We start from the raw sequence: 12,440 nt of genomic DNA on the forward strand, positions 1-12,440 counted from the left end.
GGACGAGGATGTCCTGGTTCGCTCCGTCCTGCCCACAGCTTCGCGTGCTTTCAGAGAACCCTCATAGGTTGCCCCGCGCAGCGGTCACGAAGATTTCACGGAGCATTCACCGTCACGCGGTGCGGCGTTTCACCTCCGCTCAGGAGAGCGATGGCATCGAACCGGTGTTCGGCGTCGTGGGTGACCCTTGCCGTTCCAAGAGGGGACCTTTGGCCGGAGAACGGCGGGGAGGCGCGGCCTAGCGTCGATAGTGGGTTGTTCTAGAGCGTTGGAGGGATGACCGGTGTCGGCTCCGATCGTCGTGGGCATCGATGGCTCCGTGCACGCGTGGCGTGCCCTGGACTGGGCGGCCGATCAGGCGATCCGCCGCCGGCTGCCGCTGCGGCTGGTGCACGGGGCGCAGTTCCTGATGCACGGCGGCAGGATCCCCGAGGACGTGCTGGTCCACTTGATCGCCGAACGCGAGGACCTCCTCGCCGAGGCCCGCCAGTACGCCCTCAAGATCCATCCGGAGCTCCGGATCGACACGAGCCTGGCGCCGGGCGACCCCGGCCACGCGCTGGTCGCCGAGAGCGAGCAGGCCGCACTGGTGGCCGTCGGTTCGCGCGGGGTCGGGGGGTTCGAGGGACTGCTGTTCGGATCGGTCGGCCTGTACGTCTCGGCGCACGCGCGCTGCCCGGTGCTCGTCGTGTCCCGTTCCGCGCCGTTCCCCGCGGAGGCGCCCGGCGAGATCGTCCTCGGCCTGGAAGGGCGCGTCGGCGAGGACCGGCTCCTCCAATGGGCGTTCGCGGAGGCCGAATCGCGCGGTGCCCGGATCCTCGCCCTCCACGCGGTCGGCGGGGACTTCCCGTCGCCGCGCACGCGGGTCGTGGAGGACATGGAGCTGTCCGCGGCCCTCGCCGGGGTCCGTGGGGAGCACCCGGACGTCCCCGTCGACCAGATGATCTCCGACCGGACCGCGGCCCGGGCATTGGTGGAGGCGTCCGAGCACGCGGCCCTGGTGGTCGTCGGTGCCCGCCACAGGCACGCCCCGTCCGGCATCGCGCTGGGACGGGTGAACCACGCCGTGCTGCACCACGCGGCCTGCCCCGTGGTGGTCGTCCCGCCGCGCGACTGAGCCCGGAGCGCCGGGCGCGAACCCGTCCCGGATGGCCGGGACCCGACAGAGGAGAGGACCATGGCCGAACCGATCATCGTGGGCGCCGACGGCTCCGTCCCGTCCGCGCGAGCCGTGGCCTGGGCCGCCGACGAAGCCGCCCGGTACCGGCGGGACCTGCGGATCGTCCACGCCGTCGAGAACTGGGCCTTCGACGTCCCGCTGACCGCCGCGCCGGGAGAGGTCGCCTCGCTGTCGCGCGCCGGCGGTGAGATCCTGGCGAGCGCCGAACGCGTCGCGCGCGATCGGCGCCCGGAGGTCCGGGTGGACGTCGAGCTGGCCGCGACGGGCACCGTGCGCGCCCTCGCGGAGCGGTCGAAGAGCGCGTTCGAGCTGGTCGTCGGCCACCGCGGCCTCGGCGGGTTCGCCGGGCTCGTGCTGGGCTCGGTCGGCCTCGGAGCGGTCCGGCACTCGGCCTGTCCGGTCGTGGTCGTGCGCGGAGAGGGCGACGCCGGGCACGGCGAGATCGCCGTGGGAATCGGGCTCGGTGACGACTCGGCGACCCTGGAGTACGCGTTCCGGGCGGCGGCCGCCTGGAACGCCCGCCTGCGAGCCGTGCACGCGTGGCCCTTCCCCGAGGCCCTGGACGGGCCGGGAGCGGCGGCCGGCCCGGAACGCGCGGAGGAGCGTGCCCGGTGGCGCGTCCTCGAGGCGCATGCCCCGCTGCGCAAGCGGTATCCCGACGTGGACGTGGAGGAGTCGATCGTCCCCGACAACCCCGCCGCGGCGCTCATGGCCGCCTCCCGAGCGGCCGACCTGGTCGTCGTCGGCACCCATGCGCACGAGGGACTGACGGTTCCCCGCAACCGCGCGGTGACGCACGCGCTGATCCACCACGCGCACTGCCCGGTCGCCGTCGTCCCCGCCCGCGGCCACCACCCCTCCTGACCGGGGGGCCACGACGGCGAGCCCCGGCCGATGTCCGCACTCGGGCGATCTGATCGCCCTCTATGCCCCGAATGGGGTGGCGGAGTTCGCAGAGGCCGGGGACACGACGTCGGGTGATGTCCGTCCCGCGTGGGGCGCCTCGCGTCGCGAGCCCGCGGTGCCGTCCGCGATCTCCGGCACAGGGACGGGAGGGACGAGGACGACCGGGCACGGAGGGTGCCTCAGGCAGGCGGAGATCACCGGCCCGGGAGGGACCTCCGGCGAATGACCGCCCCGGTGCCCGCCGAGGACGAGCAGCCGGGCGCCGGCCGCGCGGCCGATCAGCTCGCGTGCCGCCTCGCCGTGGACCAGCTCCTGCCGGACGGGGACTCGGGGGGCCGGGCCGAGGGTCCTCCGGACGTCCGCGGCCAGCCCGCTCCGGGCCTGCTCGCGCTCCTGCCCCGGGGACGGCCGGGCGACCGCCACCGCGTAGGGGGCGAGCCACTCCCGGCTGGCCCGCCAGATCCGGACGGCGACGAGTTCGGCCTGCCGCAGCTCCGCCTCGTCGGCCGCCCAGCGCAGCGCGGCCAGCGAGGCCGCCGACCCGTCCACGCCGACCACGATCTGGTCGGTGTCCCGAAGGTCTGTCATCGTCCTCATCTCCGTTCTGGTCCTGGGGACGCCATGAGGGCATCGGACCGGCGGCCCGGTCCGGTGCCCTCGTCGTGGTGTCACTTGGCGATGGTGATCCGCTTGTCTTCGGTCTTGGCGGCCTTGGGCATGGGCACGCGGACGGTGAGGATGCCCTGGTCGTAGGACGCTTTGATGTCGTCGGTCTCGATGCCGGTGGGCAGGGTGAAGGAGCGGGTGAAGGAGCCGTAGGTGAACTCCGACCGGTGCGGCTCCTTGTTCTCCTGGTGTCGCTCGGCGTGGATGCGCAGCATGCCGCCGGAGACGGTGATCTCGACGTCCTTGTCGGGGTCGATGCCGGGCAGTTCGGCGCGGACGATGTGGTCGTCGCCGTCGATGTAGTCCTCGACCCGCATGGTCTGGGCGCCGCCGCGGAGGATGGCGAACGGCGACTCGAACCAGTCGAGCAGGTCGGGCAGGATGCGGGACTCGCGGCGCTCCAGCGCGGACATGTGTGCCTCCCTTGTGCACAGGGGGACCCGGAGGGGTCTGGGGGACACCCGCCGGTGGGGTCGGGGCGCCCGGGTGCCGGATGCCCGTCTTGGCGACGGTGGGTCCTGCGGCGCGGTGGCCGCCGGTCGGCTGCTCCGGGCTGGGTGCCCGTCTCCCGTCGGTGGGTGCCGATTCCATGGTTTCTCCGGCGCCGCCCCGTTCCCATGGCCGTCGGTCACGTCGGGGCGGGACCAAGGTCCATCGGGATCAGTTCATCTGCCGCCGGTCCAGACGCGCCCATTCGAGGTCCCACATCTGCGCGCGGCGGCGGTCGCAGCGCCGGCGGACGAGCAGGTAGGCCGAGAACGGCAGCGCCCCGGCGGCGACGGTGGCCGCGACACCGGCGAAGGCCGCCGTCGTGACCGTGTCGGAGCGGCTCTGCGGGCGCCGTGCAGGCTCCCCTGAGGCGTCCACCCAGATCCGCCGCACCGCGCCGGGCCTCGTCGCCCTGCTCGCCGGGACCGTCGTCCAGTGCCTCTCGCCGTCCGCGCTCGTCCAGGCCAGCACGGCGAAGGAGTAGCGCACCTGGCCGGTCGTCCCGGTCTCGGTCCGCGCGACGCGGGCGTCGACGAGACGGTGCGTGGCGGTCTGCGCCGCCTCGGCCCTCAGCCCGGACCGATAGGCCGGCGAGACGACGCCCGCGCAGAGCGGCGGGGCGAGCCCGGCGAACGACACCGCCGCCGCCAGCCCGACGGCCCGTTGCCGCCGGTCCGTCGGGCGCCGCAGGTCGTTGCCGTCGAATCCGAACCGCCGCCGTAGCCGCTGAAGGCCGTCCAGGCCGTGAAGTGGGTGAACGCCGGACATGGCCGCCTCCTGGGATCGCTCTGCGGCGAACGTAACCGCGGGCGGGGAAGGGCCGGCAGGTGCGGACGTCCCGCGCCGGCGGGTCGAACGACCCGGCGTTCATTCGCCGTCCGCGGGCGTCCTGCCGTTCCGAAGCGGGGTCTCCCAGGAGTCCCCGGGCTGGATGAGGACGTCCTGGTCGCCCGGCGCGATGCGGATGGGCAGGGCGGCTCCGGGGCGGAGCGTCACCTTGAGGCGGTCCTGGTGGCAGACGAGGTCGATTCCCCAGTGCCCGCGGTAGCGCAGTCCGAGGCGCAGCTCGCCGATCGCCGCGGGCAGGCGCGGGTTCAGGTGGAGGGTGCCGCCCTGGGTGTTCATCCCGGCGTAGCAGCGCTGGACGAGGTCGACGGTGCCGGCCATGGCGCCGAGGTGGACGCCTTCGGCCGTGGTGCCGTGCTGGACGTCCTCCAGGTCGCCGCTGAGGGCCTCCCGGAAGACGCGCCAGGCCCGGTCCCCGTCGGTGCTGGCCAGGATCCACGCGTGGACCAGGGAGCTGAGGGTCGATCCGTGGGAGGTCCGCGGCAGGTAGTAGGCGGTGGTCCGCGCGATCAGGTCGGGCCCGTGCTCGTAGCCGAGGCGCCGCAGGATGTCGTCGAGTTCCTGCGGCGTCAGGACATAGAAGAGCATCAGCACGTCGGCCTGCTTGGAGGCCTTGTAACGGTTGGTCGAGTCGCCTTCGGCCTCCAGGATCCGGTCGAGCCTGCGGATGTCCCCGTAGCGCCCGCGGTAGCCGGGCCAGTCGAGCTCCTCGAGGTCGCCGTAGCCCTCGAACTGGCTGATCACGCCGTCATGGAACGGGACGTACAGCCGCCGGCGGACGTCCTCGAACCGGGTGATCTCCTCGCGGGTCAGCGCGAGCCGTTCGCGCAGCTCGGTGCGGCGGTCCTCGGGGAGGAGGGCCAGCGCGTCCAGGGCCCGGTGCAGCAGCCAGGCGGTGAGGACGTTGGTGTAGGCGTTGTCGTCCAGGCCGGGCTCGTCCCGGTCCGGATAGGCGTCGTGGTACTCATCCGGGCCCATGACGCCGCGGATCCGGTACCGGTCGATGGAGCGGTCGTAGGCGGCCAGGTCGGCGAAGTACCGGGCGATCTCCAAAATGATCTCGGTCCCGTACTCGGCGAGGAACTCGGTGTCGCCGGTCGCCTCGTAGAACCGCCACACGTTGTGGGCGATCGTCAGGCCGACGTGCCGCTGCAGGTGCGAGTGGTCGCGCAGCCAGCGGCCCGAGCGCGGGTTGAGATGCACGCGCTGGGTCTCCTCGCGGCCGTCGGCCGCGCTCTGCCAGGGGTACATGGCGCCGCGGCGGCCCACCGCGGCGGCCGCCCGCCGCGCCGCGGGAAGGCGCCTCCACCGGTACATCAGCAGCGCTTTGGCGATCTCGGGGAACCGCATGGTCAGGAAGGGCAGGATGAACAGCTCGTCCCAGAAGACGTGGCCGCGGTAGGCCTCGCCGTGCAGCCCGCGGGCGGGCACGCCGACGTCCAGTTCCGCGCAGTGCGGCGACACCGTCTGCAGCACATGGAAGATGTGCAGGTTGAGGACGCGTTGCACGTCGGCGTGATCGAGCCTGAGCTGCGCGCGCCGCCACAGGTGCGCCCAGGCGAGTGCGTGCCGCTCCAGCAGGCCGTCGAAGCCCTCCGCCCGCCGGACGGCGGCGAGCGCCGCCCGGCCGTGCTCCTCCACCGCGCGGTCGCGGGAGGTGTAGACGGCCGCCACCTTCTCGATCGTCACCTCCGCGCCCTCACGGACCTCGATGCGCAGGTCCTGCGCCGTCCAGCCCGGCTCGGTGCGCCGGGACCTCTCCGCCGGCTCGGATGATCGCGTGCGTGCCGCGACCGCGATCCCGATCCTCGACGTGGCCGTGATCGTGGTGAGCAGCTGCGCCTCGGGGTCGCCGGGGTCGGCCGGATCCTCGCGGACGAGGTGCTCGGCCGGCAGGTCCCGGTACCGGGCCACGCCGGTGTTGGCGACCCGCCCGTCCAGCGCCGACCGGACCTCCAGGACGCCCGTCCAGTCCTCCGGCACGATCGTGGTCTGCATGGCGGCGAGGTGCGGCTCGTCCATGGACACGATCCGGCGCTGGGCGAGGCGGAACGTCCGGCCCGCCGCGTCGCGGCAGCGCAGCAGCCGGGTGAGGACGCCGCGGCGCAGGTTCAGTTCCTGGCCGTACGACAGAAGCCGCCCCTCCGCGCAGGCGCGGTCGAGGTCGAACCACTCGCCTCCGTCGGCGCGGAAGGTCAGCGGGAGCCAGTTCGGGACGTTCACCAGGTCGGCGTTGTCGGCGTCCTGCCCGCCGACCTGCGCGCTCAACCGGTCGTAGCATCCGGAAACGTAGGTTCCGGGGTAATGCGCTTCATCGGCGGACGACTCGGGCGCGGCGCCGCGCGTGGCGAAGTAGCCGTTGCCCAGGGTGCACAGTGCCTCGCGCTGCCGCTCGGCGGCCGGCTCGTAGCCGTCGTAGATCAGGTCCCACCGGCTCATGGTCTCTCCTGCCGGTCGTCGGTAGCCGTCCGGTGACGATGCCCTCTTTCGGGACCGTCTCACCGGCGGCCCCGGAGCACCGAGTGCCAGAGGAACCGGACCTCCAGGGACCTTCGGCCCGTCCAGGACGGTCGATGCGAATCGAGACTGAAGTCATCGAGGAGTACTGCCGCCTCACGGGGGAGATGTGTTGGGGATGGGCGAACTGGACAGGGCTCAGCGGCCGCACGTGCTGCTCGGCTACGACGCCAGCGAGGACAACGAACCGGCGCTGCGGTGGGCGGTCGACGAGGCGCGCCTGCGCGGGCTGGACCTGGTCCTGTGCCATTGCTGGCACTGGCCGTACCCCGCGGACCACGTGGACGGGCACATCGAAGCGATCATCGAGCGGGCGGGCGAGAAGCTCCTCGAGCACGGGGAGGCGCGGGCCCGCGAACTCGGAGCGTCCCGGGCGGTCGGCAAGCGGCTGAGGCCCGAACCGGTCTCCGACGCGCTGGTGGGCGAATCCGACGACGCCGAACTGATCGTGATCGGCTCCCACGATCGGCACCACCTGCCGGTCGGATCGACCGCGGTGCAGCTGCCGGCCCGGGCGCGCCGACCCGTGCTGGCCGTCCGCCGGTGCGGCCACGGCGAAGGCCGGACCCGCGGCCTCGTCGTCGCCGGCGTGGACGGGTCGCCGGGCGGCGACGCCGCGCTGGGCTTCGCCATCGAGGAGGCGGTGCTGCACGGATGGGGCCTGCGGGTCGTGTTCGGGGTCTGGGAGCCGGGAGCGGTCGACGAGGCGGAACTGCAACTGTTCACCGACAAGGAACGGCTCGCCCGGGTCCGGGCCGAGACGCTGGAGCGGGCCGTCGCCCCCTGGCGCGACCGCTACCCCCAGGCCGACCTCGAGGCCTCGGTGGTCCTCGATCGCCCTCGCGAGTGCCTCTTGGAGGCGGCGGAGGACGCCGATCTGCTGGTGGTCGGGGACCGCGGCGCCGGCGGGCTGGACCCGCTGCTCCTCGGAGCGACCAGCTCGGCGATGCTCCAGCACGCCCCCTGCACGGTGGCCATCGTTCCGTCCGCCCGGTGACCGCGTCGTTCTCGGGCCGCGCCGTTCTCGGGCGGCGCGGCCCGCGACGGCCGCGCCGCCTTCCGGGCCCTGGCTAGTCCGGTCCCATCCGCCCGGCGTCCGGGTGACCCGGGAGCCCGGCGGGGAACACCGGTTCGATCCGGTAGAGGGACGGCATCCCGCCGCTGCGCGGCGCGACGTCGCGATGGACGCCGGCGAGCCCGCTCACCAGGTCCCGGGCGGTGAGGAGGCCGACGAGCACGTTCCGGTCGTCGGTCACCGGGACGTAGTCGCGGCCGGCCTTCACCATGGCTCTGGCGGCCTCCGCGACGGTGGCCGTGGGCGGTACCGCCCCCTGAGGTCCGGGCGGCAGGAGCGCGGTGACGGGCCGCCGGGCCTGCTCGGGGCCGGAGGCGTTCCAGGAGGCCGTCAGCGTCTGCGCGTCGACCACGCCGATGAAGCCCCCCTCGTCGTCGGCCACCGGCAGGTGGTGGACGCCCGCCTGGCACATCAGCTCCCACGCCATCAGCACCGATTCGGACTCGGAGATCGTGAGAAGGTCCAAGGTCATCACCTCGGCGACGGCCCGCCTCTCCAGCGGGCGATGGGCGGCCATGAGTCCTCCTGGCTGTCGGTTTCCGTCCTCATGTCCCAGGATTCGCCCGTGGCCGGGGTGGTCCGCAGAGGCGAAGGTCCTTCGCGAAGGGGCCGAGAAGCCCCGCGCCGGGAGATGTCAGTCGCGTTGGAGCCGCTTGATGATCTCGATGAGGAGGTAGGCGGCCACGGCGAAGACGATGATCCGCGCCCAGGCGCCGAGGCCGAGCGCGGCCGAATGAAAGACCCTTTGCATGAAAGGGGTGTACGTGTAGAACATCTGGACCGCGAGAAGGGCCGCGGCGCTGACGGCCGTCCAGGGGTTGCGGCGGACGCCGCGCCACAGCAGCGGCCGCTCCAGGGACAGGCAGTTGAACATGTAGGCGATCAGCGTGACGGCGAAGACGTTCACCACGATCGTCCGGGCCGTCTCGGGTGAGGCTCCCTGCACGCGCTCCCAGTACCGGAGGCCGAACGAGCCCGCGAGCAGGATCCCCGACACCAGCAGGATCCGCAGGGTCAGGGCGCGGGTGAGCAGCGGCAGCGACGGGTCGCGGGGCGGCCTCCGCATGATCGCCTCGTCCTTGGGCTCCACGGCGAACGGCAGGCCGAGGACCAGGACGGCCGTCATGTTCAGCCACAGCACCTGGAGCGGCAGGATCGGCAGCGAGGCGTTCGCGACGATGGCGGCGACCAGCACCAGCCCGAGGCCGATGTTCGACGGCAGCGCCCAGACGATGAACTTCACCAGGTTGTCGAACACGCCGCGCCCCTCCTCCACGGCGTGCTCGATGGAGGTGAAGTCGTCGTCGGTGAGGACCATGTCGGCCGACTCCCGGGCGGCGTCGGTGCCACCGCGTCCCATGGCGACGCCGATGTCGGCGCGCTTGAGGGCGGGGGCGTCGTTGACGCCGTCCCCGGTCATGGCGATGACGTGGCCGGCCTCCTGGAACGTCCGGACGAGCCGCAGTTTCTGCTCGGGGGAGACCCGTGCGAACACCGAGGCCGCGTCGATCCGCTCCGGGGGGAGACCGGCGGCCAGGTCGGCCCCCGTCACCACCTCGCCGCCGAGCCCGATCCGGGCGCCGACCGCGGCGGCGGTCGCCGCGTGGTCCCCGGTGATCATCTTGACCCGCACGCCCGCGTCGCGGCAGGCCCGCACGGCGCTCGCCGCCTCGGGACGCGGCGGATCGATCATCGCCTCCAGGCCGAGGAAGGTGAGGCGGGGCAGCGGATCGAGCCGTTCGGACGGCGCCCGCGCGAACGCCAGGACGCGCAGTGCCCGCCCGCCGAACGCCTCGGCGCGAGCCGTGACGGCCGCACGGTCCAGCGGCTCCGGCAGGCCGTCCGGCCCCGCCTGGTCGTCGCAGAGTTCCAGGATCCGTTCGACGGGGCCCTTGGCGTAGACGGTGCCGCCGTCATGGGCGGTGGCCATGAAGCGCCGCTCGGAGGTGAAGGGAAGCGCGGCCGTCCGGGGCGGCGCGTCGCCGATCCCCCCTTTGGCCGCGCTCGTCAGGAGCGCGCCCTCGGTCGGGTCCCCGGCGATGCGCCAGCCGCCGTCCTCCTCGAAGAGCCGTGCGTCGTTGCAGGCCGCGCCCGCGAGCAGTGTCTCGCGCAACGCGGGATGCGCCGCCACGCGGACCGGCCGTCCGTCCTGCTCGAAGGTGCCGGCGGGTGCGTACCCGGAGCCCGAGACGGTGTACTCGCGGCCTCCGGCGAGGACGGCGGTGACCGTCATCTGGTTCTGGGTGAGCGTCCCCGTCTTGTCGGTGCAGATGACCGTCGTGCCGCCGAGCGTCTCGACCGCGGGGAGGTGGCGGACGATCGCCCCCCGGCGCGCCATCCGCGCGACACCGAAGGCGAGGGTGATCGTGACGATGGCGGGAAGCCCCTCGGGAATGGCGCCGACCGCGAGCGCGACCGCGGCGGTGAGCATCTCGGCGGGCGGGCGGCCGTACAGGACGCCGATGCCGAAGGTCAGCGCCGCCAGCACGAGGATCGCGACGGTGACGATCCTGCTGAACCGGGAGATCTTGCGGGTGAGCGGAGTCTGGACCGCGCCGGTCGTCCGCATCAGGCGGTGCACGCCGCCGATCTCGGTGGCGGCACCGGTGGCCACGACGATCCCGGCGCCCTGCCCGTTGGTGACCAGCGTTCCCGAGAAGGCCATGTTGCGGCGGTCCGCCAGGGCCGTCTCTCCGAGCGCCGCCGGATCCTTGCCCGCCGGAACGGACTCGCCGGTGAGCGCCGACTCGTCGACCGAGAGCTCGTCGGTGCGCAGCAGCCGCAGGTCCGCGGGGACCTTGTCGCCGGCCGCCAGCTCGACGAGGTCGCCGCGGACCAGCTCGGCAGCCGGGACGGTCACCGTCGCGCCGCCCCGGACCACGGAGGCGGTGGTCCGCGTCAGCGCGGCCAGCGCGGTGAGCGCCGCCTCCGCGCGGGACTCCTGGACGAACCCGACGACGGCGTTGACGACCACAACGCCCAGGATGACCAGGGCGTCGGCGTGTTCGCCCAGCAGCGCGCTCGCGGCCGCCGACGCCAGCAGCACGTAGATCAGCGGGCTGTGGAACTGCAGCAGGAACCGCGCCACCGGCCCGTGGCCGCGCGCCGCGGGCAGCGTGTTCGGCCCGTCCCGCGTCAGCCTCTCCGCCGCCTCCGGACCGTCGAGGCCGCGCTCGGCGTCCGTGCCGAGCGCGGCCGCGACCTCGTCCGCCCGGGTGCGGTACGGCGCCTGCGCGGCCGTCATCCGAGCTTGGTCAGTCGCTCGTCGTACTCCTCCGAGGTGATCTCACCGCGCGCGTAGCGGTCGGCGAGGATCTCCCGGGCGTGCCGGTGCTCCATCTGCTCACTGATCGTCGGGGCGTCGCGCCGCGACGCCGCCACGCGCACGATCACCCATGCGACCGCGCCGATGAGGACGATCCAGAAAATGATCATCATCGACCCCCAGATCCACATCCATCCGGACCAGCCGCCGTCGCCCATGTGCCCCCAACCGTCGCCGGGATCGGCGGCGGCGAGGACGTATCCGATGTCCATGGCCGTACCTCCTGACGACTCCACCGTCCTCCGGTGGGCATCCCCACGGCAGGGGCGAAGGTCCCAGGGACGAGCGACCCTCGGCCCCTCATCGCGCGAGGGACGACGGGCGATCCTTGGGGTCGGGAGGGAGGACACCATGGACCGACGGTGCGTTCTCGCGGGCTTCGACGGCTCACGGGCCGCGGGGCAGGCCGTCCGGTGGGCGGCCGTGGAAGCGGCGAAGCGCGGCGCGTCCCTGCGCGTCTGCCATGCCTGGAACTGGCCGTACCCGGTGCGCCCCGAGGACGAGGCGGCGCTGGCGATCGTCCGGGCGATGGGCGCGATGGTGCTGGACGAGGGCGTCCGGATCGCCCGCGAGACGGCCCCGGACCTCGACATCGCCCCGCTTCTCCTGAAGGGCTCCCCGCCGGGCGTGCTGCTGGACGCGGGCGCGAAGGCGGAACTGACGGTGATCGGCAATCGGGGGAGCGGCGGCTTCGACGCCCTCCCACTGGGGTCCACGGCGGCCCAGGTGCCCGCGCACGCGGACCGGCCGGTCGTCGTGGTCCCGGCCGGCGCGCCGCACCCGAGACCGGCCGGGGCCGCCCGTGTCGTGGTGGGCGTCGACGGCTCGCCGGCGGGTGATGCGGCCCTCCGTTTCGCGCTGCGGGAGGCCGGGTTGCACGGGGCCACGGTGACGGCCATCTGCGCATGGTGGGATCCCGCGGTGCTGCCCAGCCCCGACCGGCTGCCCTTCACCGACCCGGAGAAGCTCAAAGAGCAGGCCAAGGCGCGGTTCGAGGCCACCGTCGCGCATGGCCTGGCCGGCTGCCCGGAGGTCGCGGTCGAGCGCCGGTTCGTCATGGAGCGCGCCCAGCGCGTCCTGGCCGACAACGCTCGGGGCGCGAGCCTTCTCGTCGTCGGCGACCGCGGCATCGGCTCCTCCCCGCGCACCCTGCTCGGTGCCGTCACCCGGGCGGTCCTGCACGAGGCGCCCGCGCCCGTCGCGATCGTCCCCGAACCGGGACGGAGGCCGCGGCGACCGGGCTGATCATTCGTGGCGTCCGCGGTCCTTTTCGGCGTCGGCTTTGAGTTGCGCGGCGAGGGCGGCGGCCTGGGTGCGGCGGCTCATGCCGAGTTTGGTGAAGATGCTGGAGATGTAGTTCTTGACGGTCTTTTCGGCGAGGAAGAGGTGTTCGCCGATCTGCCGGTTGGTGAGTCCTTCGCCGATGAGTTCCAGGA

Annotated in this window: 12 protein-coding genes; 4 read left to right on the top strand and 8 right to left on the bottom strand. The window is 73.4% G+C overall.

All coding sequences use genetic code 11. The features are described from left to right. The first annotated feature begins 283 nt into the window (after positions 1 to 283). Together J4557_RS52070 and J4557_RS46985 are read left to right on the top strand one after the other, a co-directional pair. Positions 284 to 1,117: a universal stress protein gene (locus J4557_RS52070; RefSeq protein ID WP_208274090.1), complete on the top strand. Its 834-nt coding sequence runs from the start codon at positions 284 to 286 to the stop codon at positions 1,115 to 1,117. Between the two features lie 60 nt (positions 1,118 to 1,177). Then, the gene (locus J4557_RS46985; RefSeq protein WP_208274092.1) at positions 1,178 to 2,044 is read left to right on the top strand and encodes a universal stress protein; all 867 of its coding nucleotides are present in this window, start codon (positions 1,178 to 1,180) and stop codon (positions 2,042 to 2,044) included. A gap of 60 nt (positions 2,045 to 2,104) precedes the next feature. Here the strand turns inward: J4557_RS46985 and J4557_RS46990 are convergent, their stop codons facing one another. The 4 genes from J4557_RS46990 to J4557_RS47005 form a co-directional block, all read right to left on the bottom strand. Continuing rightward, positions 2,105 to 2,674: a universal stress protein gene (locus J4557_RS46990; RefSeq protein WP_208274094.1), complete on the bottom strand. Its 570-nt coding sequence runs from the start codon at positions 2,672 to 2,674 to the stop codon at positions 2,105 to 2,107. Positions 2,675 to 2,754: 80 nt separating this feature from the next. Beyond that, positions 2,755 to 3,165 (bottom strand): Hsp20/alpha crystallin family protein, encoded by a 411-nt coding sequence (locus tag J4557_RS46995; protein WP_208274096.1) that lies wholly within the window; start codon positions 3,163 to 3,165, stop codon positions 2,755 to 2,757. A 247-nt stretch (positions 3,166 to 3,412) separates the two neighbouring features. After that, a complete protein-coding gene (locus J4557_RS47000) occupies positions 3,413 to 4,009 on the bottom strand; it encodes an Rv1733c family protein (protein WP_208274098.1) in 597 nt (198 codons plus the stop codon). Between the two features lie 99 nt (positions 4,010 to 4,108). Continuing rightward, positions 4,109 to 6,526 carry a glycoside hydrolase family 65 protein gene (locus tag J4557_RS47005; RefSeq protein ID WP_208274100.1) on the bottom strand — a complete coding sequence of 806 codons (2,418 nt, stop codon included), beginning with the start codon at positions 6,524 to 6,526 and terminating at the stop codon, positions 4,109 to 4,111. 196 nt (positions 6,527 to 6,722) lie between these two features. On the opposite strand from J4557_RS47005, the gene J4557_RS47010 reads away from it, so the two are divergent. Next, on the top strand, positions 6,723 to 7,601 hold the full coding sequence (locus J4557_RS47010; RefSeq protein WP_208274102.1) for a universal stress protein: 879 nt from the start codon (positions 6,723 to 6,725) through the stop codon (positions 7,599 to 7,601). A gap of 73 nt (positions 7,602 to 7,674) precedes the next feature. Here J4557_RS47010 and J4557_RS47015 read toward each other — a convergent pair whose 3' ends face one another. The 3 genes from J4557_RS47015 to J4557_RS47025 all read right to left on the bottom strand — a co-directional run bounded on the left by J4557_RS47015 (position 7,675) and on the right by J4557_RS47025 (position 11,216). Then, positions 7,675 to 8,196 (bottom strand): CBS domain-containing protein, encoded by a 522-nt coding sequence (locus tag J4557_RS47015; protein WP_208274104.1) that lies wholly within the window; start codon positions 8,194 to 8,196, stop codon positions 7,675 to 7,677. Between the two features lie 117 nt (positions 8,197 to 8,313). After that, positions 8,314 to 10,923: an HAD-IC family P-type ATPase gene (locus J4557_RS47020; protein WP_208274105.1), complete on the bottom strand. Its 2,610-nt coding sequence runs from the start codon at positions 10,921 to 10,923 to the stop codon at positions 8,314 to 8,316. Next, positions 10,920 to 11,216 carry an SHOCT domain-containing protein gene (locus tag J4557_RS47025; protein WP_208274106.1) on the bottom strand — a complete coding sequence of 99 codons (297 nt, stop codon included), beginning with the start codon at positions 11,214 to 11,216 and terminating at the stop codon, positions 10,920 to 10,922. The genes J4557_RS47020 and J4557_RS47025 overlap by 4 nt, the downstream gene beginning before the upstream one ends. 139 nt (positions 11,217 to 11,355) lie before the next feature. Between J4557_RS47025 and J4557_RS47030 the strand changes: the two genes are divergently transcribed. Next, positions 11,356 to 12,249, top strand: a complete 894-nt coding sequence (locus J4557_RS47030) for a universal stress protein (protein ID WP_208274107.1) — start codon at positions 11,356 to 11,358, stop codon at positions 12,247 to 12,249. On the opposite strand, the gene J4557_RS47035 is transcribed toward J4557_RS47030, so the two are convergent. Continuing rightward, positions 12,250 to 12,440 (bottom strand): response regulator transcription factor (locus tag J4557_RS47035; protein WP_208274109.1); only part of this gene is annotated, 191 nt, incomplete at its 5' end.

Origin of the sequence: Actinomadura nitritigenes (assembly GCF_017573545.1) — a bacterium.
In the GTDB taxonomy this organism is placed as follows: domain Bacteria; phylum Actinomycetota; class Actinomycetes; order Streptosporangiales; family Streptosporangiaceae; genus Spirillospora; species Spirillospora nitritigenes.